This window comes from Bacillus sp. URHA0034, from assembly GCF_056280405.1.
The window spans coordinates 3,437,531-3,459,934 of record NZ_JBWCDK010000002.1 but is presented as its reverse complement, the minus strand read 5'-3'; the positions used below and the strand labels follow the sequence as shown (position 1 = coordinate 3,459,934).

The following is a 22,404-nucleotide window of genomic DNA, read 5'->3' as shown; positions in this document are numbered from 1 at the left end:
GTTAGAGGCTGCTTTCAAAAGCAGCCTCTATCCTTTTTTTAAAATTACTTCATCGCATTTTTTACTGTGTCAGGAGCCTCTGTTCCGTAGATTAACTTCCATTCATCTAATACATTCTCTTTCGTAACTTTGATTGATGGTGAAGCAACATACGCTGGTGCTTCTTTTCCTAATAGGGCATAGCCGGCAAGGATAGCTTGTGCTACACCTTGGTCATATGGCAGCTGTGCTCCAAGACCTTTAACAATTCCATCTTGTGCAATGGAGATTGCTACGTTTGTACCTAAATCAACTGTTGTAACAACTAAGTCATCCCTGCCAGCCGTTCTTGCTGCAGCCATAACACCTTCAGCCGGTACATCCCATGGAGCGAAGATACCATCAATATCATGGTGTCTTGTCATCATAGCGGATGCTACTTCTTCTGCCTGATTTGGACCAGTAATCCCACTTTTTGCGACAATCTCAATATTTGGATATTTTTCTTTGATTCTTTTTTCAAAAGCATCAGAACGGTTTTTGGTTACAAAGAAGTTTACATCGTGATACAAAATACCGACTTTACCCTTTCCGCCAAGTTTTTCAGCCATAATGTCTGCTGCTGTTGCTCCGTTACCCATGTTGTCACCAGACACAATACTGATGTAATCTTTACCTGCAACTAAACCTTGTGCAGCACCATCCATGAATACTAACTTTACGCCTTGGGCAACAGCCTTTTTATAAGCTGGTGCGGTAGATACGGCATCAACTGGAACAGAAATCATAATGTCCGGCTTTTTCGCTAAAACGGTTTCGATATCATTTACTTGCTTTTCCGCTTTGAACTGTGCATCTGTTACAGCAACGATCTTGATGCCCATCTTCTTAAATGTATCCTTCATCGCACCAACTGCGGCATTCATATAGTCAGTACCAGAGTAGTGCATAACAATCGCCGCTTTATAATGACCTTCTTTAATCTTCTTTAGCTCATCTTGCGTAAGCTGCAATGTCTTAGCTGAAACGGCCTGTTCTCCGTTCGGCCCTTTATCTTGTACCGCTAAATCAGGAATCTTTGGATTGATCGTTAATGGTCCTGAAGCTGTTTCTGAGTAGTTTTCATTCTTTTTCGTGCTCGCTGGTTCAGATGTAGATTTTTTTCCGCCACACCCTGCAAGAAAAACACTTAAAACAAGTAACAGTAAAACTGTAATAGAAAAACTCTTTTTCATTTGATTACCCCCACTATAGTAGTTATTTAGTTGAAGCTCGTTATTTGTCGGTACCACCTTACAATCTATAAGTGTGGCACCACCCCCTTTTCATAAATGTAAGCTTAATAGAATATTACTAGTAATCGATTACATTGATTTAAGTTATAAAACCAGGCTTCTATGGACTTCAAAAAATGTAATTGATTACATTTTTTTCTAAAAATTTTTCACATACTGCTGACAAGACTGTCTTACAATCAACTGGTCAGTGAAAAACATTTGCTCGTGTTTGATTTCCTCTTTATTGATGAGCCTCAATAGTAATTCGGCCACTTTCTCTCCCATTTCAAACGCGGGCTGGGCAATCGTTGTCAGACCTGGTTCGAATATGGACGAGAATTTCAGATTATCAAAACCGAGAACCGAAATATCCTCTGGCACCTTAAGCCCCTTAGATTTAATGGCTTTAATGACTCCCATTGCCATTTCATCATTGGCAGCGAAAATCGCAGATGGGAGTTGACCAATGGCAAAAAACTTCATCATGAGGTTAAAACCGCTTTCAAAAGAGAAATGACCTTCCTGGACTAACACTGGATCCACGATAAGGTTGTTGCTTGACATTGCTTGATAAAATCCTTTGAGACGGTCTCGGTTCAAGACACTATTGAGAGGTCCAATAATGCAGCCAATTCTTTCGTGTCCCAAATCGATTAAATATTCCGTTGCTTTTCTGGCACCGCTTATGTTACCAATCGAAACAGTTGTGATGTTGGAATCTTCGATATTCTCACATGCAAGGACCAACGGAAATCTTTGGGCCGTCTCTTCAACGGTCGCTGCATCCGTTTGGGCAGTTAATAAAACCATTCCATCTGCTTTTTTTTGATGCAAAAGGTTTAAAAACCACTTTTCTCTTACCAGTTCATTGCCTGTATCGCCGAGTATAACTTGATATCCATTCGTAACCGCTACTGCTTCAATCCCCCTAAACACCTTTGAAAAAAACGGATTTGTTATGTCAGGTACAACAACTAGAATGGTTTTAGCTGAAACAAATTCCTTCTTTGCTACATCTACACTTCCTACCATCTTTGTTATTTGTCCTTTCTTGTTTCTATATTTGGATTGTAATCGATTACAAAATTGTCGTCTAATCATCTTCCGACAAGGTTTTTATCCAACCGAAATCGCTTTCTATCCTTTTGGACAAAATCATCGTTCATTCGGACAATAAAATCATAAATTTTTAAAAAAACCAAAAAAAGTGAGGTCCGGTAAATCCGGACCTCACAACGATTTATTTTTTTGTAATTCAGCTAATTTATTCTTGGAAACCTTTGCTGTCTCCTCATAATTTTTAAAATATGCTTTGTACGTTTGCCCTGCCGTTTCAATCCTCTTTAAATATTGCAAATTAATAATATAGGAACGATGGGAGGCTACAAAACGGGAATCAAGGAGTTCTTCAAGATTCGTTAATGCTTCATTTACCTCTATTTTTTGATCAATTGTATGGATGACGGCCTTCCGGTCTGCTCGTTCAATAAAAATAATGTCATCTAACGGTATAAAAGAAAACTGATTGGACTGTTTAACCATTAAATCCTTCTTAACGGTTTGGCGTTCGCTTTCGACTGGAGGCTTGGCAAGTGCAGCTGCTCGTCCTAACGCTGCATAAAGACGGTCACGGTCAATAGGCTTGACAATGTAATCGATTGCACTTACATTAAAAGCTTCTAAGGCAAACTCATCATGCCCGGTGATAAAGATAACTTGCAATGAGGGGACTACTTTTTTACAAGATTTTACCGCTTCCATCCCATTCAACAATGGCATATTAATATCAACCAAAATGATGTCTGGCTTTTCTATCATCACCTTGCAAATTAAATCCTCACCATTAACGGCTTCTCCAACCATTTCATAACTCTGCAAAGGTTTAATGAGATGCTTCAATAGTTTTCTGGATGGTGCATGGTCCTCTGCAATTAAAACTCTCAAAAGATCACCTCATATTAAAAGCTTTTATTTAAGTGGAACATTAAGATAAAAATTAATAGATAACGTACTACTATTTGAAATCGCTGTCAAACTAACTACTCTCAGTATAAGGTAGTTTAAGCAGGATAGGAAGTATTTAAATATTGACTGTGTTAAAGAATATTGTTGATTTTTAGCATGTTGATTGGAGCGGAAGGCGGCGAAGACTCCTCGAAAATGCTATCGCATTTCCTTCGTGCGTGGGCGGATTCGAGGATGCAAATTCAAAGTCCTGCGGGAGTACGGGGCAGGGGAGACCCCGCGGAAAGCGAAGCCGCCTGGAGCGGAAATCAACATAAATGATTAACACAGCCTAATATTAAATAGGTATGATGATTTTTGCAGTTTTAAAGAAGAAATACTGTGGACTATACTAAAGCTAAGGCATCCAAGAAAATGTAAAACTATTCGTTCAAAGGCAGGATATAAAAATGGAGATTAACCCCAAAGAAAATTTATATAAGGAAGTTTTACAAACCATGTCCGAGTGCGTCATTATTCATGAAAAGTCGGGGATAATGATTGCGCTTAATGAAAATGTTGAAAAGGTATTAGGGATTAAATCAGATTTATTAACAGAATCCAATGTAAGCCAATTAGAATATGTAAAAGAAGATGGATCCCCCCTGCCCTATTCGGAATTGCCAGGAATTATCACCCTCGAACAGGGGATTCCTTTTCATGATTATGTATTGGGATTAAGCGATCGACATAATGGGACTAAATGGCTTTCGATTACTTCAAAACCACTTAAATTACATAAAGACGGGGAACAAGCTGCGCTTGTGACGATATCGGATATTACCGAACGAAAAAAGCTGGAACAAACGATCATTCATGCAAAAGAAGCAGCGGAAAAAGCAAACCTAACCAAATCGGACTTTCTTTCCAAAATGAGCCATGAACTCAGGACACCATTGAACGGAATCCTTGGTTTCGCCCAGCTATTAGAAATAGATGAAACCTTAAATGAGGAGCAGCAGGACTTTGTCCAAGAAATTTTAAGCGGAGGAAAGCATCTATTAAGCTTAATTAATGATATCTTAGATCTCTCAAGAATTGATACAGGCCATTTAAAAGTTTCCATAGAAGAGGTAGAACTTCAGACTATTATCAATGAATGTATCAAGATCGTACAGCCGCTTGCTATGAAAAAAAGAATTACAATTCATAATCAAATGGACCCTTCGCAAACCGTAACCGTTCTTGCCGATCCGATTCGCCTGAAACAAATCCTACTTAATCTTCTCGATAATTCCATTAAATATAACCGGGAAGACGGCAAAGTCATGATTTTCTCGTATATGAAACAAAACGAGGCAGTTATTCATATCGCGGATACAGGAGTCGGGCTTTCTGTTGAAGAATATCAGAAAGTGTTTGTCCCATTTTATCGGATCGAAGGGACACAAGAGGAAGGTACGGGCATTGGATTATCTTTAGTAAAGCAACTTGTCCAACTTATGAGTGGAAAAATTAGTGTAGCGAGCCAAAAAGGAATCGGCAGCGATTTTTGCTTTAGCCTCCCCCTTCCCCATGATTTAACGACCGCGATGCAATGGGGGGAAGAAGTGATCGATTTACCAGCAAAGAATGCGAAGTCAGATCACTATGGTTTACTGTATGTGGAAGATAATGAATCGAACTTATACTTGGTGAAGAACATCCTGAAATCCCAGCCATCCTATACGATCTTAACTGCTCGTTCCGGAAAAGAAGGATTGGCACTGGCTAGGACTGAAAAAGTAGATTTAATTCTCCTGGACCTTAACCTCCCAGATATGCATGGCTATGAGGTGTTTGACCTTTTAAAAAAGGATGAAAAAACGAAAGATATAGCGATTATTGCTGTCAGTGCCAATGCCATGCCTCAGGACATCCAGCAGACATTAGACAAGGGCTTTGATAATTATGTAACGAAACCCATTAATGTAAGAGAATTTTTGATAACTGTAAACGAGACTCTAACGAGTACAATCAATCAAAATATTCCCGAGCAAAAAATATTAAGTACAGGACCACATGGTGAGGAGGCTACTTCAGCCAAAACACTGCAGTTATCCATGAAGGAATTGAAAAAGCTAAGGGAAAAAAATTATACGGCTGCCATCGCGATGCACTATACAGGGAATAATTGGTCAAGGGCCCAGGTCGAAGGATTAGAGACAACTTTTAAGAAAATGGGCATTGAGGTAGTAATGGTCACAGATGCCCAATTTAATAAGGAAAAGCAAGTGAGAGATATCGAAACCATCTTAACTAAAAAGCCGGATATCATTGTAAGTCTTCCTGTAGATCCGGTATCGACGGCAAGCGCCTTTCAAAAAGCAGCGCAATTAGGGATAAAGCTTGTATTTATGGACAATACACCAAACCATTTACAGCATGGGCAGGATTATGTAAGTGTTGTTTCAGCTGATAATTATGGTAACGGTGTCCATGCAGCCGATATTATGGCGGAGAAACTAGGCGGTAAAGGCAAGATTGGAGTCATCTATCATGGCGCTGACTTTTTTGTAACGGAACAAAGATTAACAGCATTTGAAAAAACAATTATAGAAAACTATTCTGACATTCAAATCATTGCACGCGGCGGTTTTACGAATCCAAATGAGGGGGAAAAACTGACAGCCTCCATGCTTTCCGAACACTGGGATTTGAATGGAATCTTTGTCGTATGGGATCTATTAGCGGTTGGAGCTATGGCAGCAGCTCGGAGGCTAGGAAAAGAAGATTTAGTCATCACGACGATTGATTTAGGTACCAATGCTGCCGTAGAAATGGCCAAAGATGGACTAATCAAGGGATTAGGTTCTCAGATGCCGTTCCATCAAGGAGTAGCTGAAGCCATTTTGGCAGGGTATGCGCTGCTCGGGAAACCCGCACCATCCTATGTAGCTGTTCCCCCTATAAAGGTAACAAAAGAAAATGTTCTTGATGCTTGGAAATTAGTTTATAACCAGGAAGCTCCGGATGTTATTCAAAGATATATAAATAATGAAATAAACAAATGAAACTGAAAAAAACCAACCTTCATTTTTTAATAATAGAAAGTTGGTTTTTTCTTTATAAGGATAATATAAAGCCACCTATACTTCCAACCTATTTGCGTTTTACTGGTTGGCCATTCTTATAACAAACTAACTATTAGATTGTTGTTGTGCAAGGTTAGTTGCTGTGTTGGCAGCAGTTAAATCAACCTGCAGCTGCTCACTCAACTCATGTGGATGATAGTATCCCTTTGCAATCATATAGTTGGTAATATTCTCATGTGTTTGGATGGCAGCCCTTAATTGTTCTCGTAATGCCACCCGTAATTCTGGAGTAGCCGCTTCGGTGATAGCCACTGTATAGTTTCGAACCCCTGCTTTCGCCGATATTAAGAAGTCGGTTGCGATGACCTGATCGGTCATACCGCCCATCCCCACCATATTTTGGATAAATCCATTCATTACTGTGCCTCCCGATTGGTTAAAAATTGCTGTAATAGTTCAATATGCTGTTGTCCTAAAGCCGCATCATTTGCCAGGATCGTTTTTAATTCCTCATCTTGTACCAGCGCACTCATCGTCGATGATTTTGTCAAGCAGAGGTTTTTAAAGGTGAGTAATTCGTGAAGATCAAGAGTCTCATGCAATCCTAAGTATTTTACCATGCCGTTCACTCCATTAGTATTGTATTTTGCCCTCTTATATTTTCATTTAGCCGGGACTAATATTCATTATTTTAATTGATTTCATCAATAGAATATTAATTTTATTGTAATAACATAAAACCTCGCATAAAACAAAAAGATGAATGGGCAAAATACCTCTGTTACGAAGTGGAGGTGAGTAAATGGATCAGGAAAAATTAGCCTTACATGAAACATTAGAAACACATGAAATCATCAATTTTAAGACAGTATGTTTGCTCAGGTCCAAGTTAATGCAAGGTATTTGCTTTAACAATGAGTTAAAACAACTCATGGAAAAGGATGTAAAGCAATCAATTCAGGATATAAATGAACTTCTCCCATTTTATAAACAAAGCCAAATACTTCATTAAACTGGAGGTGACAACATGCAAGATTACCTTGATCCGCGAAATGCGGAAGGCATGCCAAATTTAGCGGATTCCACATTTGCAATGGATTTTCTACTATCCGTAAAAAATGGGATTCGCAATTATGGTTTTGCTATTACTGAAACGACCAACCCTGAATTAAGAATAGTATTAACGAAACAATTAGAATCCGCCATTGATTTACATGGGGAAATTAGTGAACTGATGATGAAGAATAAATGGCTCCATCCTTATAACTTTAAAGAACAGGTCCCAATTGACCTAAAAGGGGCAGAGACAGCTGTCCAAATCGCTCAAATGACTCTATTCCCTAATGACACAGACAGAGGCGGCATGTTCGCTACACCAAACCAATAAAAGGAGGGATACATAGATGAAAGCAGTAACATACCAAGGGATTAAAAATGTCGAAGTTAGAGAGGTTAAAGATCCCACTATTAAAAACTCAGATGATATCATTGTAAAAATTACATCCTCTGCTATCTGTGGATCGGACCTCCATTTAATTCATGGGATGATTCCAAGTATGCCTACGGACTTTGTCATTGGTCACGAACCAATGGGTGTCGTAGAGGAAGTAGGACCGGATGTCCGAAACCTAAAAAAAGGCGATCGAGTTATTATCCCTTTTAATGTAAGCTGCGGCTCTTGCTGGTATTGTCAGCATGACCTAACCAGCCAATGTGACAATTCCAATCCTCACGGAGACATGGGCGGATTTTTTGGCTACTCCGAGCTTACCGGCGGCTATGCGGGCGGGCAAGCCGAATATATGAGAGTTCCTTACGGGAATTTCACTCCTTTTAAAATCCCCGAAGAGTGTGAAGTGGAAGATGAAAAACTTGTATTGCTCGCAGATGCGGGCTCTACAGCCTATTGGTCGGTTGATCATGCTGGCGTGAAAGACGGAGATACTGTCGTCATATTAGGCTGTGGTCCTGTAGGGTTACTTGCCCAAAAGTTTGCCTGGTACAAAGGGGCAAAAAGGGTTATCGCAGTAGATTATATTGACTACCGCTTGCAGCATGCTAAACGTACGAACAAGGTGGAGATTGTCAATTTTGAGCAGCATGAAAACACCGGTCAATACCTAAAAGAAATCACCAAAGGCGGAGCGGATATCGTCATTGATGCTGTCGGAATGGATGGAAAGTGGACACCGATGGAGTTTCTGGCAAGCGGACTAAAGTTGCATGGCGGAGCAATGGGTGCGTTAGTCATTGCCAGTCAGGCGGTTCGAAAAGGCGGTACTATACAAGTAACTGGAGTATATGGCGGCCGCTATAACGCTTTCCCACTCGGGGATTTATTCCAGCGAAATATCGACATAAAAATGGGACAAGCACCTGTTATTCCATATATGCCTTTCTTATACGATTTATTTGCATCCGGAAAAGTTGACCCAAGTGATGTAGTAACACATGTCCTCCCATTAGATCAAGCAAAGCATGGTTATGAAGTGTTCGATACCAGAACAGAAGATTGTATAAAAGTAGTGTTAAAACCATAATCACAGGGACGGTTCTCATGCTTCGGAAGCATGAGAACCGTCCCTGTGCACCTTCCCCATTTTCAGACAAACTCCTCATCTTTTACAACTAGAACCCTAACCAGCATGATTAGCCCCCAAAAAAATTAAATATTTTAATAGTTAAATTAAAGTCACCCCTAACTGGATTGGTTTAGAGCCTAACTGGGTAAACATCCTATACTCTACTATTTACATAACCAAGGGGGAAACAGAGTATGGAGAGAAACCAAACCATCATGCAATTTTTCGAGTGGCATCTAGAACCGGATGGCAAACATTGGAGCCGTCTGAAGGAAATGGCCCCGCAATTAAAGGAAATGGGGATCACTTCCGTCTGGATCCCACCAGTGACAAAAGCGTCCACTCCGGACAATAACGGTTATGCCATATATGATCTATATGATTTGGGTGAGTTTGATCAGAAAGGTTCCGTTCGGACAAAATTTGGGACGAAGCAGGAACTGCACGAAGCAATAGCTGCCTGTCATAATGTCGGCATTAAAGTCTATGTAGATGTCGTCATGAACCATAAAGCAGGTGCCGACGAAACGGAAAAAATTAAGGTCATTGAAGTGGACCAGGAGGATCGGACCAAAGAAATATCTGAACCGTTTGAAATTGAAGCTTGGACAAAATTCACCTTCCCAGGGCGCGGCGAAAAATATTCTTCTTTTAAATGGGACTATACGCATTTTAACGGAACAGATTATGATGAAAAGACAGAAAAAGAGGGAATCTTTAAAATCGTTGGGGATGACAAGGATTGGAGTAAACATGTCGATAATCAATTCGGAAATTATGATTATCTAATGCTTGCCGATATTGACTATGAAAATCCTGAAGTAATAAAAGAAATGATTGAATGGGGAAAGTGGCTTGCTGATACCCTTGATTGTGACGGATACCGCATGGATGCCATCAAGCATATTAATCACCAATTCATCAGGGAATTTGTAATAGAGATGATGAACCATCGGGGCGATGATTTCTTTTTCGTAGGAGAGGTCTGGAAGACGGAACTTCTTGCCTGCCAAAAATATCTGGATCATGTCGATTATGAAATCACCCTGTTTGATGTTCCTTTGCATTATAAGCTGCATGAAGCCTCCACCGGAGGACGCGAGGTTGATTTAAGCGTTATATTCGAGGATACCCTTGTAAACACCCACCCGGATAATGCTGTTACCTTTGTGGATAATCATGACACTCAGCCCCAAGAATCCCTGGAATCGTGGGTAGAGGACTGGTTTAAGCCAAGTGCCTATGCGCTCATTCTCCTTAGGAGAGATGGGAATCCATGCGTCTTCTATGGGGATTATTTTGGAATCGGCGGCCCAGAGCCTGAAGATGGCAAACAAGAAATCCTCGATCGCCTCCTGCTTGCCAGGTACAATAAGGCGTACGGGGAGCAGCATGATTACTTCGACCATCCAAATACGATTGGCTGGGTTCGACTTGGTGTAGAGGATGTTGAAAATTCCGGATGTGCAGTTGTCATTTCGAATGGAGATGATGGGGAGAAAAGAATGTATGTTGGTGAAGACAAGGCTGGGCAAACCTGGGTTGATCTCATGAACTCAAGGGATGAACAAATCCTGATTGAAGAAGATGGATACGCTACTTTCCCTGTTAATGGCGGAGGCGTTTCGGTTTGGGCATATGTTCCTGAAGAGTAAGATAGAAGGCTGTCTTTCTGAATCCTAGTTCAGAAAGGCAGTTTTTTTATTGTTATCTTACACTGCCGGCACCCCAAAACCATTTTAAAAAAAGAGAAAAAATAGTTTGAAACCCAAGAAGCCGGGTACATAAAGAATGTAAGTCAATAGCAATTCCAAACTCAAAAAGGAGGAATCTATGATGAACAAAGATCGAAACGAAAAAAACGGTAGTATGACGGTGGAAGAAGCAGGTCGCAAAGGCGGAGAAGAAACTTCTAGAACCCATGACAGGGAATTTTATCAGGAAATAGGCCGTAAAGGCGGAGAAGCCACAGCCGAAAGCCATGACAAAGAATTTTACCAGGAAATTGGCCGCAAAGGCGGAGAAGCCACATCTGAAAACCATGATAAAGAATTTTATCAGGATATCGGCCGTAAAGGCGGAGAAGCAAGATCGGAACAACGGGATAATAATGATTAAAAGTGCATAGGTAAAAGGGAGAAGACAACTCTTCTCCCTTTTTTTATTAGTATGCGATCGGAAAACGAACTTCAACGGTTGTACCTTGATTCTCGATACTAGTTATCGTAATCGTCCCATTATGTTGTTTTACAATTCTAAAGCATAACATTAAACCCAGACCCGTACCTTTTTCTTTGTTGCTATAGAAAGGCTCACCGAGTCTTTTCAGACGTTCTTCACTAATCCCGATCCCATTATCGATTATTTTTATCAGGACATACTCACTTTCTAAACTTCCAAGGATTTTAATGATCCCCTCATTTACCATAGCTTCCATACTGTTTCTAATAATATTAATGAAAACTTGTTTAACTTGATTACGATCACACATAATTTTCGGGAGCATCTGGTCATATTCTTGATAGATTTGAACATTTTTCAGATTAGCTTCAGGACGAAGCAACTTGACAACATCTTGAATAATGGATGCCAAATCATACTTTTTTAACTTGAATGGCTGCGGCTTAGCCAGGTTTAAAAATTCTTGAAGAATATCCTCAAGCCTTTGAAACTCGTCAAAGATTACGTTAAAATATTCCGGCTTTTGTATCCCTTGCTCAAATAGCTGGATAAATCCTTTTATGGATGTTATCGGGTTTCGGATTTCATGTGCCATCCCAGCAGCCAATTCTCCTACTATCGCTAATTTCTCTGATTGTGCTAATTGTTCTTCTGTTCGTTTTTTCTCTGTTATATCACGTCCCGCAATGATAAAATGTTCCATTTCACCATTACTGCCCAACACTGGCGTACCAATACCTTCAATTAATACCCAGCTGCCATCAGCATGAAGGAAACGTGCTTCCATTCGCGCAGAAGGAACCTTTTTTAAGATTTGTTTATATCGTTCCATCACTTGATCTCTGTCTTCAGGGTGAATTAACAGAAATGAGCTTTCCCCCTACATAGGACTTTGTTGGGGTGCCAAGTAACCTGCCTAGTGAAGGAGATGCATATAAAATCCGTCCACGATGATCCAGCAGCATAAGGATATCACTCGTATTTTCTGTGATAAGGCGATACCTGGACTCACTTTCGCGTAAAGAAATTTCTGCCTGTTTTCGGGCGGTTATATCCACACAAGATCCAATGACCTCGATGACCTCTCCGCCTTTTTTGACGGGGCGTAAACTAGCCAGGTAGTTAATTCCATTAATCTGGTCTTCTAATTGAACAAGTTCTTCTCCATCCCACGCCCTCTGATAGTAGGGAGTTTTATTTAAGGCATTTTCCAGTGGAAGAAAATCTTCTAATCTTTTCCCTACCACTTGAGCAGGGATGAATCCCATTTTATATAATAATTCCCCATCACAGAGGGTGTGAATAAATTGTCCATTTATTCTTTTATACTTAAAGATCATTCCTTGCTGCAAACGAACGGTATCTTGTAACTCTTTTTTTGCTTGATTTAATAACTCCTCATACCAGATCCGAGTCCTTGCATCTTCGGGGATCCCGTGTTGATTTACAACTTGTTGAACCTCCGAAAGGGTTTCTTTCAACTCGTTTGCCGGCATAGGCCTGCTAAATAAATAGCCTTGCCCCTGATCACACAAATGCTGTTGGAGAAAGATCAGCTGTTCCTTTGTTTCGACTCCTTCGGCCACAACCTTCAGGTTTAAATTGTGAGCGATCGAGATAATCGTTTTTACAATCGCTTCATCGTTCAGATTTTGATGAAGTTCTCTGATAAAAGACTGGTCAATTTTTAATGTATCAATCGGAAATTCCTTTAAATAGTTTAATGAACTATAGCCCGTCCCAAAATCATCAATACTGATCGATACTCCCAGCTTCTTCAATTGTTGTAAGGATAGGATGGTCTGATCAATATCAGACTTTATACTTTCAGTTAGCTCAACCTCTAAATAGTGTGGTTCCAGCCCTATTTTTTGCAGAACCTCTTCAATGGTTCTAACGATATTGGAGTCAATAAACTGCTTTTGTGATAGATTGACAGAAACGACTGTGAAAAAACCTTCATTTTGCCATTTTTTAATTTGGCTGCAAGCAGAAAATAAAACCCATTCCCCAATCGGAATAATTAAATCTGTATCTTCGGCTATCCCAATAAAAATATCTGGTGGTATCATTCCCCATCTTGGGTGATTCCACCTAATTAACGCCTCTACTCCAACTAATTCGCCCGTTCTTAAATCAATCTTCGGCTGATAGTGGAGTGAAAATTGGTTCTGTCCAATGGCTTTTTCTAGTTCTATTTTTATACTTTTATTGTCTATTGAGTCTATTGATTCATTCACAAACTATACCCCATCACTGCTGTTTTAAAAAAGATATTGTCAGTTTATCACATTTATGAAATCAAATGGCTCTATTTTAAAATTTTTCGACTAGTACAAAAGGAGGAAAAAACTTAATATTACAGGTTCACTTGTGAATTCTTAAGGCAGTAATCCTCCTCGAAAAATCTATGACACCACGCTTAGCGCACCTGTCCGAATTGAACAGGTCGAAATGCCACCAAATACCAAGGAGCATAAAGAAAATATAGTTTGTTTAATAAACAAATAATATCAATTCATATAATTCTTTGCTATAATTCTTTTAGTTAAGCAGAATAGTATTATTTATTAATAGCATTCATACCTTTTTAAAAGATTTTAACTTATGAGGAGGAAATTATGGAGATAAGTTTTCTTTCCATTCTAGCTTTAGGATTTGTCCTTGGAATCAAGCATGCGATCGAGCCGGATCATGTGATTGCTGTTTCTACCATTGCCAGCCAAAGTAAAAAATTATTGAAATCCACTTTAGCGGGCGTTTTCTGGGGAATTGGCCATACGGCGACATTATTTATCATTGGCGTTATTCTGATTTTAATGAAAGGTGAAATACCTGAAAAATGGGCGATGTCATTAGAATTTTTAGTGGGAATCATGCTTGTTTACCTTGGTTTAACAACTATCCTTTCTTTTAAAAATGTCCACATTCACCAGCATGCACATGACGGGAACGAGCATAAACATCTCCACTCCCATTCTCATAACGGGCAGCATCAGCATAACCACCAACACCCAAATGTTTCATACTTGAAATCCTTATTTATCGGTTTAGTGCATGGTCTAGCTGGCAGCGGCGCAATGGTCTTGCTAACGATGAGTACAGTCAAGAGTGTTTGGGAGGCGGCTGTATATATCCTGATATTCGGAGCAGGAACCATTTTGGGAATGCTTTTCTTTACGACTCTGATTGGGATTCCTTTTGTTTTTAGTGCCAAAAAACGGGTGCTGAATCAGGCTCTTACAAGGGTGACTGGTGTCATTAGTATCGCTTTTGGGGTGTATTACATGTATAACTTAGCGGTAACAGAAGGATTATATAAACTTTGGTTATAGTAGATTTATGTTAAAAACAAAAGGTCCTTCCCTTCGTATATAGGTGGAGGGCTTTTTTTATGGGTAATGTGATTAAAAAACTAGAATGGATACACTTTTATAAAAATTTATGTACCCCTATACTGCCAAGCAAAACGGCAAGGATACATGCCAAACAGTGAACGTAGAAAAGGGTATCCCCTTAAATTTGGGGAAACCCTATCTTAAATGTTATCTGCTTATGTCGATAACTCCTTATCGGAAATTAAATTTGTTTTAATGATATTGAAAATATAACCAATTTCAGCAATATTCATTTGAACGCTATATGTTTTTTCAAGCACATTGAATGCATCTCTTATAATACTTATTTCCTTTTTATAAACTCTCTCAAATTCTTCTTGATTCGGATATTCCGAAATCGGTGACTTTCTGATTAAGCGTTCTATCAAGCAGCTGACATGGACAAATAAGGCAATTTTTTTATCATTGGGCAGCTTTTGTCTGATCTGATTTTCCAATTGCTTGATCCCATGTTCCACCTTTGAAATAACCTTTTCCGTATCTAAAATGATCAAGGAATCAATTACTCTTGTTAGAGAGAAGTTCTTGATGATTCTGTCATTCACTTTTCGAATCGTTTCCGGAGGTGCGATTTTCTCAAAGATTTTGAAAACATCATTTTCACCTTTCCCAGAAATAATATCTTCCAATGAAATAAAATTGATTCCCTCAATTTCAGGATTGTCTGTTCCTACAATCGCCAAAACATCATACACTCGAAGTGGTGGCTCGTTCATTCCATTTTGCTTTAAGCGCTCAAAATCATGGGATACTACTTTTATATCAAGCAAATCTTCCATACTTTCAGAAAGTAATTGCTGAATCTGTGTAGCAGTGCCGATACCTGTAAAACAGGAAGTAACAATTGCATAATCCTTCCGTTTAGAAGGATAATAAACATTAATATTAGGCCGAACAAGTTCCTCCAACGGCTTCAACATCTCTTCAATAGATTTGCCTTGTGATAAGTAATTCCCAATTTCTAAAGCAAATGATGTAGAAACCTGATCTATACAAAGAAGCGGACCATCAATGGCCTCTTTGATTTGATCGTGAAGAAGACTTAACGAACCCATATCCACTAAAATAACCAACCCGCTAGATGTGTCATTTTCCTCTACATATTGAAGCATTTGTTTCGTAATATCCTTTATGGATGACTCAACAGGCATGTCAATGAAGTCGTAAACCTTTACACCTAACAGGCGATTACAAACATTTGCAATACTGCTTGCCGTTGCATAACCATGAGCAATAATCATCGCCTTCAGACGATTATCATGTTGCTGTATTTGATTTTTGCACAAAAATAATGTCATCAAAATAATATCTTCATGATATAAATTTAATTCCATACTCTTTTCCATAAAAGACCTGATTTTCGCCACTATTAAATATTCAGCTTTATAATGTCTTTTAATAAATTGGAGCATTTGCTTTGTCAGGGCCTCATCTTGTTTATTCAGGATAAACGGATGGGATTTGAAAAATAAATAGGATGAAAGTGTATATACACTATTTCCATCATATTTAATATTATAATGGGTTTCTAAATACCGAAAAATGTCCTGTATGGCGGAGAGATTAAATTCCATCATAAAACTCTTTGATTCATTCGGTCTTTCAAATATTAGATTGTCCGTCATTGCCGTAATTTCTACTGTACACTTCTCAAGAAATTCGCGTTCTTTCCATTCACTATTTTCCAATTTAGAAAAATACCCCATACAATTTCTGTAGGTTTGCTCAATATGCTTAATCATCGTTTCATTCACATGTAGGATTTGCTTTTTTTTATGAGGATGAAATAAAACGCCCCCTGCCTTTGCAGCATAATTATCAAATAGCTGTGGAGAATTCTTATAAATTTGTCCGGGCAATTCCTGCAAAGTGATAAAAATCTGGTCGATGTTTTTCTCTTTCTTGGAATAGGCAAACCCGCAGGAGTATTTAATAATATTCTTGCATTCTCCAATATTTCCGGCATAGTAATATTTATTTAAGATATCAAGTGCCTTATTAGTGACATGGATTGGAATACCGAGTAATTTGCATTCTTCTGCAAAAAAACTCTGAATAAACTGACTTTTCTCAGCCTGGCCCCGTTCTTCGAGGCTTGGGACATTTACAGTTATAGGAATTCTTCTTAAAAATGTTTCTAAAAAAACAGATAAGTTTTCTGTCGTTGCAAAAATTAAGCGAACCTTGGATTTTCTAACGACATTTGTTTCCCCCATTCGGGAAAAAGTTCCCTGATCCATAAACGTGAATAATTTCTCCTGGCCTTCTCGATCCAGCCTGTGAACTTCGTCTAAAAACAGTATCCCGTGATCTGCCTGTTCAATAAGTCCGATTTGATCCTTAATTGCACCTGAAAATGACCCCTTTGCGTGGCCAAACAAGTAACTTGTCAGCAATTCCGGATTATTTGCATACAACGCACAATTAAATACATAAAAAGGGGCATCATTCGCAATGATCATTTTTGCACGGGTATAATCATAAATGAGTTTGGCCAAAAAAGTTTTTCCTACTCCCGTAGGTCCAAGCAACATTAGCGGCAACCCATTGTCAGGATAATGAATAGATGTTTCTATTTGTTGAATAGCTTCTTTCAAGCTTTTCTCATATCCAATCAACTGACTAAAAATTCCTTCTGCCTTATCAATTACTAATTCTTTTTTTAAAGCATCAAAACTATCATAAGTAGAATTTGCAACATTTCCATAGTTTTCTTCTAGCTTTTCTCTGTGTAAAAAACAAACTGGACGTGTATTCACTTTCACTAGAATATCTTCTTTAACCAATTCATTCAATATTCTGCTTGCTCTAGTTCGATCTATATTAAAATGGAGAGCCACTGCCTCAGTTTGAAATGGTGCACAATCTACTTCAGCCTCAACAGAAAATGTGGTAGTCACTTCAATCATATAATCTATGAATTCATCATACATACTGTTAGCCCTCCCATCTATTAAAGATAACTTTCTTAATAAACCGATTGTAATATGAATTTACAATATATTTCAATGGTTTTCTATGACGTTATAATACATAATATAACCAAAGGCTTGAGGATTGGGAAAAAGAGGTGTTTTGAGGACCCTTTAACTGGAATGCTTTTAATCGGCTAGCAGCATGACTCACCAAATCCAAATTGTTCATGCAACTCAACTTTTATATAAAAAGACCGGATCCCTCCTCATTCCAAGGGGTCCGGCTTTAATTATTGATTTGTAATGCTCTAGAGTTTGAAGTCCATAAAGCGGATAGCTTACACAAAAGTGGCAATTCTAGTTAACACATCCGTCAGTGATTGAGAGGCCATGGACTCAATCCGCAAATCGTATTGCTCAAAAGTCATTCCTGCAGTTATAGGATTTGGTACGATTACACAAGTTACACCTGCAGCCTTTGCGGCTCTCGCTCCATTGTTTGAGTCTTCAAAAGCTACGACTTCATTGGAACTGACATTTAAAGCATCCAGGCATTGATTGTAAAGGGCGGGATCAGGTTTAACCATTTTGACATCATCACCAGTCTTAATAACTTCAAAGTAATGGAATAAATCGAGTTTTTTTAAAAATCCATGAATCCATTCTTTGCTTGAACTAGAAGCCAAACCAATCTTGAGACCCAATTTTTTTGCTTGTTGTAAATAATCACGTACTCCCTCTCTGACACCAATACCGTCGATTTTTTCACGATGGCATTCCCGTACTTGTTGTCTTACCTCTGTGACACTGACGTTTTCACCTAGCTTTTCTTCAATATATTCATCGATAATGGTTCCATGTGTTCCGACACAAGGGAGAAAAATCTCTAATGGAAACTCAATATCATACCTGCCCAATACCTCTTTAAAACTATCATACCAAACGGTCTCGGTATCGATAATCAGTCCATCAAAATCAAAGACAACAGCCTTAATCAAATCATCAACCTCCCTTTTCCTAAATTCTCTTATTCCATACTAAAACCTACTTATTAAACTTCTTGCTTCCCAATTTCATATGAAATTTCGGGTCTTTTGGAATGCTTGGGTCTACTCCTCTTAATGGAGGAATTTCTGCACAGATTAATTGTACAGGAATGATGTATTCATATGTTTTATAGTATGGATGGTTAATGAACTCTGCTTTCATATTTTGTGGATTTTCCTCCACTTTGCTGCCAATTACATAAATATGCTCGGTCCAGCCGGATAGCACCTCAACCATTTTCTCTACCCGTTTCTCTACACCTGTATCAAAAATGATGATAGTTGAATCCTCATTTACCGCATTGTAGATACCATGGATAAATTCCTCAAACTCATATCCTGTAACAGGAATACGCATCGTTTCTAGTAATTTCAGCGCGCTTTCTAACGTATCACCATAAATCTCACTTGTGCCGATTACACGAATATCCTTCGCTTGAGCAAGCTTTTCTTTATTTGTCTCAATCCATTGTAGGGCTGTATCATACGTTTTTAAGAACTGATCGGCTGTTTTTTCTAGTACGGAAATTTCCTTATTATAGTCCTCATTTGATAGCTTGCCAGTTTCTCTTGCCAATTGAAGGGCCAGAAGGGTCAGATTTAACTTTGTGCAGTAAAAACCTTTCGTTTTTGCACCTGCTAATTCTTCGCCGCATTGAACCGTAAGAATGAAATCTGCTACCTCATCAATTAGAGCATCATCTTGACCTGCCATAGAGGCTGTTAAACAACCTGCTTCTTTTGCTATTTTCATCGCATTATAGGTAGAGTAACTGCTTCCTCCTTGCGAAATGCCAACTACCAATGTTTTAGATGAGTTTCCTAGAAATGTCTCCGTGTTAATGGCAAATGGATAGTAGGCATCCACACGAACTCCTGCAAAATGCTGCATTAATTTTTGCGTTTGAAGTCCAGAGTGAAAGCTTGTTCCTGAGCCAGTCACAACAATACGGTCAATTTCTCTTGTTCTTACTTCCGCGAACAGCTGGTCCGCTGCTTGAATAATTTCTTTCATTTTTACTGGAGTTTCTTGCATATATTCTTGAATTTTCATTTCTCTCAATCTCCCTTTCTATTTATAAAATACCGGCCCAGTGAATCAATATTCCGCCGATAATTATCCCTAGTGTTAGTTTAGTGATACTCACTTTTCGTTTCATTAATGTAAATACTGCAAAGGTTATTAATAATGGCAACATGTTTGGAAAAATTTGATTCAATATGTCTTGAACGACTACTTTTGCTCCATTGATATTCAAATGAAGTGGGGTTTTTACATTTAACATCGTGGCTACCATTCCCCCGACTACAACTAGACCAATAGTTGTCGCAATCGCCATTATTTTTTCCATCAAGCCTTCTTTTTGAATTTTCTCAAGGGAAGATACTCCTACCCGGTACCCTAATCTTAATCCCGCGATTCTTACGAATAAGTGCGGAATATTGTATAAAAGTAAGAACAGAATAGGGCCAAAGATATTTCCTTTTGTCGCAAGGGAAATCCCAATCCCTGCTGCGATGACTCTGAACGTGCCCCAGAATAAAGAGTCTCCAATTCCGGCAAGTGGGCCCATTAAAGATGCTTTTACCGCATTGATGGAATTGTCATCGAAGCCTTCATTGTTTGCGTTTTGTTCTTCCATTGCTGCTGAAATACCCATTATTGTTGTTGAAATGGCAGGTGTCGTGTTAAAAATCTCCAAATGGCGATTTAACGCCTTTACCTGATCATCTTGTTTCGTATACAGTTTTTTGATAACGGGAATCATTGCGTATACATATCCCATATTTTGCATCCGTTCGTAGTTGAACGCACCTTGAAGGGCTAGCGATCTCCAAAAAACTTGGCGAAGTTCTTTTTTCGTCACCTTTTTCTCAGTCAAAGTCAATCTCTCCTTCCGTTAAATTATTAATTGCCATAGCACCATTGCCAACCTCGGCCGTTTTATTATTAATAACAATATGAATAATTATTGCAATACAAGCTCCAAATAAGGCAATCGCTGTAATATTTAATCCGAGGTAAGAGGCTGCCAAAAATCCAAGGAAGAAAAATACTGCCATTTTTTTCGAATATAGCATATCAAGCAATAAGGCAAATCCGACGGCCGGAAGCAGATTGCCAGCAACTCCTAATCCATCAAGTATCGTTTTAGGGACTGCATTTATTAAGCCTTTCACTTGGTCTGCCCCTAAAATAATGGCTAAAGAGGTGGGAATAAAAACGCTTAGGAAAAACAATACTGGTGGAATCCACATCATCAATGTCACACCACGGAAATCGGCCTTCGCAGCAAATTTTTCTGCTTTATGCATAAAATAGCCATTAACGATACGTACCAAAACCCCTAAAGATTGAGCTAACACAGCGATCGGAACAGCAATAACCAACGCTACCTCCGGTCCTTTCCCGGTTAAAATAGCAAATGCAGTTCCAAGTACCCCGCCTGTTACAACATCCGGAGGAGTTGATGCACCAATTCCTGCAATCCCCATCCAAATTAACTCAAGCTGTGCCCCGATTATCACACCCTGCTTGACATCTCCAAGAACCAATCCAACTAATAATCCGGTAACGAGAGGACGTTCGAGCATGAGGGCACCAAAAATCCGGCTGTCCAAAATGCCAATTCCTGCAACAATTCCTAGCATAATTGCTTGCGAAACCATTTTATATCCCCCTTTTTCCTGTTAATTTTTTAGTAAGTCTTTAAGATTTTTTTTCTTGTCCCGAGGTAACATCCTAAATTCTAATTCAACACCACTGTCTTCCATCTCTTTAAAATTGGCTAAATCTTGGTCATCTACAGCGACTAAGTCGGTTAGCTTCCGTTTCCCTTCTGAAAAACGCAACCCGCCTACATTAATTTCTTTTAAAACGCCCCCTGAACTTTTTACAAGTGCCAGTGCGTCCTCTGTGTTCTTCACGAGAACTAATACTTTACTTTTTTGGGATTCGGCGAATTTTTTAACAATTTCACCTGATTCCTGTACTCCCCGGATATATAATTTAACACTATCTGGCTTTGCCAAATTTAAGGCCATTGCCTTCATCGCGTCGTTTTGGGCTTCATCGTTTACGACGAGAATTACATTGATCTCAAGTGCCTTGCTCCATCCATATGCTACCTGTCCATGAATTAAACGATCGTCAATCCGTAATAATGAGATCATCTTCCTTACTTCCTTTCTGTGCTTCTAGTAATTTATTAATATGAATGATGCCTTCCTTAGCAGAGCGAACACCTTCTTCAATCATGTCCTCTATACTAAGTTCATCGCCTGATAGAATTAAGGTAAGCATCATTGGGAGGTTTAAACCTGTAATAATATCAAAGTCTTTAAAATCCATCAGGAGCTCAGTGCAAATATTTGTGACGCTTCCACCAAAAACATCAGTTAATACAATAAAATGTTCATCCTCTTTTTTGGTGGTTAAAATCTTTTTCAATTCCTCCTTTGCGGAATCACCAGATTTTAGTTTAGTCATTCCAAAGTATGAAACATTCGTTGTTTTACCTGCTATTAATTCCATTGTTTCAATAAATGCTTTAGACAACTCTCCATGTGTGGCAATCAAAAAATGCCTCATTTCATAACCTCCTTCATTTCTTACCTTTTATAATGCAAGAAGCATGCCAAAATTATGGCATGCTCAAAATTTTTCAAATTATTTGTCTAATTCCTTTAGTTGCAACAGTTTTAACCCATTAGGTATCGTTAGACAAAACCATCATTGCACACTAAAATTTCCTTTTAACACACTATTGGCATTGTTTATCATCGTAAATCTTTTGTGTGCTTCCACCAACCATTTGGGTTTTGTTATTAAAAAAGCGAATTTCCAGCCTTGTCTCTAGAGGCGGTATCAGTGTCCGGAATAAAGTTGTCCACGACAGGAACCGTTACTCGGTTGTCAATGGGAGCATGGGGACGGTTCTTGTGCTCCGATTTTAGAATATATGCTGATAATAACTAACTAATAAACCCCCTTCGCATGATTAGCGA

21 protein-coding genes are annotated in these 22,404 nt (G+C 38.9%); 7 read left to right on the top strand and 14 right to left on the bottom strand.

Going from position 1 to position 22,404, the window contains the following annotated elements; translation table 11 throughout:
* Window positions 1-44 precede the first annotated feature (44 nt).
* From ACZ9EE_RS18665 to ACZ9EE_RS18655, 3 genes are all read right to left on the bottom strand, one after another.
* Window positions 45-1,214, bottom strand: coding sequence for a substrate-binding domain-containing protein (locus tag ACZ9EE_RS18665; protein ID WP_335575645.1), 1,170 nt, complete (start codon window positions 1,212-1,214; stop codon window positions 45-47).
* Between the two features lie 198 nt (window positions 1,215-1,412).
* Entirely contained in the window at window positions 1,413-2,357 is a 945-nt protein-coding gene (locus ACZ9EE_RS18660; protein WP_476029380.1) for a substrate-binding domain-containing protein, read from the bottom strand.
* Window positions 2,358-2,486: 129 nt separating this feature from the next.
* Window positions 2,487-3,200, bottom strand: a complete 714-nt coding sequence (locus ACZ9EE_RS18655) for a LytR/AlgR family response regulator transcription factor (RefSeq protein ID WP_476029378.1) — start codon at window positions 3,198-3,200, stop codon at window positions 2,487-2,489.
* A 470-nt stretch (window positions 3,201-3,670) separates the two neighbouring features.
* Between ACZ9EE_RS18655 and ACZ9EE_RS18650 the strand changes: the two genes are divergently transcribed.
* Window positions 3,671-6,253 (top strand): substrate-binding domain-containing protein, encoded by a 2,583-nt coding sequence (locus tag ACZ9EE_RS18650; RefSeq protein WP_476029376.1) that lies wholly within the window; start codon window positions 3,671-3,673, stop codon window positions 6,251-6,253.
* 126 nt (window positions 6,254-6,379) lie between these two features.
* Here the strand turns inward: ACZ9EE_RS18650 and ACZ9EE_RS18645 are convergent, their stop codons facing one another.
* Window positions 6,380-6,691, bottom strand: a complete 312-nt coding sequence (locus ACZ9EE_RS18645) for a spore coat protein (protein WP_476029375.1) — start codon at window positions 6,689-6,691, stop codon at window positions 6,380-6,382.
* Window positions 6,691-6,894, bottom strand: coding sequence for a hypothetical protein (locus ACZ9EE_RS18640; protein WP_476029373.1), 204 nt, complete (start codon window positions 6,892-6,894; stop codon window positions 6,691-6,693). The genes ACZ9EE_RS18645 and ACZ9EE_RS18640 overlap by 1 nt, the downstream gene beginning before the upstream one ends.
* Before the next feature lie 182 nt (window positions 6,895-7,076).
* Here ACZ9EE_RS18640 and ACZ9EE_RS18635 point away from each other — a divergent pair, with 182 nt between their 5' ends.
* The 5 genes from ACZ9EE_RS18635 to ACZ9EE_RS18615 all read left to right on the top strand — a co-directional run bounded on the left by ACZ9EE_RS18635 (window position 7,077) and on the right by ACZ9EE_RS18615 (window position 10,974).
* Entirely contained in the window at window positions 7,077-7,286 is a 210-nt protein-coding gene (locus ACZ9EE_RS18635) for a spore coat protein (protein ID WP_205180216.1), read from the top strand.
* A 15-nt stretch (window positions 7,287-7,301) separates the two neighbouring features.
* Complete coding sequence (locus ACZ9EE_RS18630) at window positions 7,302-7,661, top strand: spore coat protein (RefSeq protein WP_476029370.1); 360 nt, start codon at window positions 7,302-7,304, stop codon at window positions 7,659-7,661.
* A gap of 16 nt (window positions 7,662-7,677) precedes the next feature.
* Window positions 7,678-8,814 carry a zinc-dependent alcohol dehydrogenase gene (locus ACZ9EE_RS18625; protein ID WP_476029368.1) on the top strand — a complete coding sequence of 379 codons (1,137 nt, stop codon included), beginning with the start codon at window positions 7,678-7,680 and terminating at the stop codon, window positions 8,812-8,814.
* A 236-nt stretch (window positions 8,815-9,050) separates the two neighbouring features.
* Window positions 9,051-10,511 (top strand): alpha-amylase, encoded by a 1,461-nt coding sequence (locus tag ACZ9EE_RS18620; protein ID WP_476029366.1) that lies wholly within the window; start codon window positions 9,051-9,053, stop codon window positions 10,509-10,511.
* A 181-nt stretch (window positions 10,512-10,692) separates the two neighbouring features.
* Window positions 10,693-10,974 (top strand): KGG domain-containing protein, encoded by a 282-nt coding sequence (locus ACZ9EE_RS18615; RefSeq protein ID WP_476033007.1) that lies wholly within the window; start codon window positions 10,693-10,695, stop codon window positions 10,972-10,974.
* Between the two features lie 46 nt (window positions 10,975-11,020).
* Here ACZ9EE_RS18615 and ACZ9EE_RS18610 read toward each other — a convergent pair whose 3' ends face one another.
* The gene (locus ACZ9EE_RS18610; RefSeq protein ID WP_476029364.1) at window positions 11,021-11,869 is read right to left on the bottom strand and encodes an ATP-binding protein; all 849 of its coding nucleotides are present in this window, start codon (window positions 11,867-11,869) and stop codon (window positions 11,021-11,023) included.
* A 16-nt stretch (window positions 11,870-11,885) separates the two neighbouring features.
* Window positions 11,886-13,277 carry an EAL domain-containing protein gene (locus ACZ9EE_RS18605; RefSeq protein ID WP_476029362.1) on the bottom strand — a complete coding sequence of 464 codons (1,392 nt, stop codon included), beginning with the start codon at window positions 13,275-13,277 and terminating at the stop codon, window positions 11,886-11,888.
* A gap of 381 nt (window positions 13,278-13,658) precedes the next feature.
* Here ACZ9EE_RS18605 and ACZ9EE_RS18600 point away from each other — a divergent pair, with 381 nt between their 5' ends.
* Window positions 13,659-14,372, top strand: a complete 714-nt coding sequence (locus ACZ9EE_RS18600) for a HoxN/HupN/NixA family nickel/cobalt transporter (protein WP_476029359.1) — start codon at window positions 13,659-13,661, stop codon at window positions 14,370-14,372.
* A gap of 218 nt (window positions 14,373-14,590) precedes the next feature.
* On the opposite strand, the gene ACZ9EE_RS18595 is transcribed toward ACZ9EE_RS18600, so the two are convergent.
* The 7 genes from ACZ9EE_RS18595 to ACZ9EE_RS18565 all read right to left on the bottom strand — a co-directional run bounded on the left by ACZ9EE_RS18595 (window position 14,591) and on the right by ACZ9EE_RS18565 (window position 21,988).
* A complete protein-coding gene (locus ACZ9EE_RS18595) occupies window positions 14,591-17,368 on the bottom strand; it encodes a sigma 54-interacting transcriptional regulator (protein WP_476029357.1) in 2,778 nt (925 codons plus the stop codon).
* Window positions 17,369-17,688: 320 nt separating this feature from the next.
* Window positions 17,689-18,348, bottom strand: coding sequence for an HAD family hydrolase (locus ACZ9EE_RS18590; RefSeq protein WP_476029355.1), 660 nt, complete (start codon window positions 18,346-18,348; stop codon window positions 17,689-17,691).
* 46 nt (window positions 18,349-18,394) lie between these two features.
* The gene (locus ACZ9EE_RS18585; RefSeq protein WP_476029353.1) at window positions 18,395-19,450 is read right to left on the bottom strand and encodes an SIS domain-containing protein; all 1,056 of its coding nucleotides are present in this window, start codon (window positions 19,448-19,450) and stop codon (window positions 18,395-18,397) included.
* A gap of 22 nt (window positions 19,451-19,472) precedes the next feature.
* A complete protein-coding gene (locus ACZ9EE_RS18580) occupies window positions 19,473-20,279 on the bottom strand; it encodes a PTS system mannose/fructose/sorbose family transporter subunit IID (RefSeq protein WP_476029351.1) in 807 nt (268 codons plus the stop codon).
* A complete protein-coding gene (locus ACZ9EE_RS18575) occupies window positions 20,272-21,066 on the bottom strand; it encodes a PTS mannose/fructose/sorbose/N-acetylgalactosamine transporter subunit IIC (protein WP_476029349.1) in 795 nt (264 codons plus the stop codon). Before ACZ9EE_RS18575 ends, ACZ9EE_RS18580 begins: the two co-directional genes overlap by 8 nt.
* A gap of 21 nt (window positions 21,067-21,087) precedes the next feature.
* The gene (locus ACZ9EE_RS18570; RefSeq protein ID WP_476029347.1) at window positions 21,088-21,570 is read right to left on the bottom strand and encodes a PTS sugar transporter subunit IIB; all 483 of its coding nucleotides are present in this window, start codon (window positions 21,568-21,570) and stop codon (window positions 21,088-21,090) included.
* Window positions 21,548-21,988 carry a PTS sugar transporter subunit IIA gene (locus ACZ9EE_RS18565; RefSeq protein WP_476029345.1) on the bottom strand — a complete coding sequence of 147 codons (441 nt, stop codon included), beginning with the start codon at window positions 21,986-21,988 and terminating at the stop codon, window positions 21,548-21,550. Before ACZ9EE_RS18565 ends, ACZ9EE_RS18570 begins: the two co-directional genes overlap by 23 nt.
* Between the last annotated feature and the right edge of the window lie 416 nt (window positions 21,989-22,404).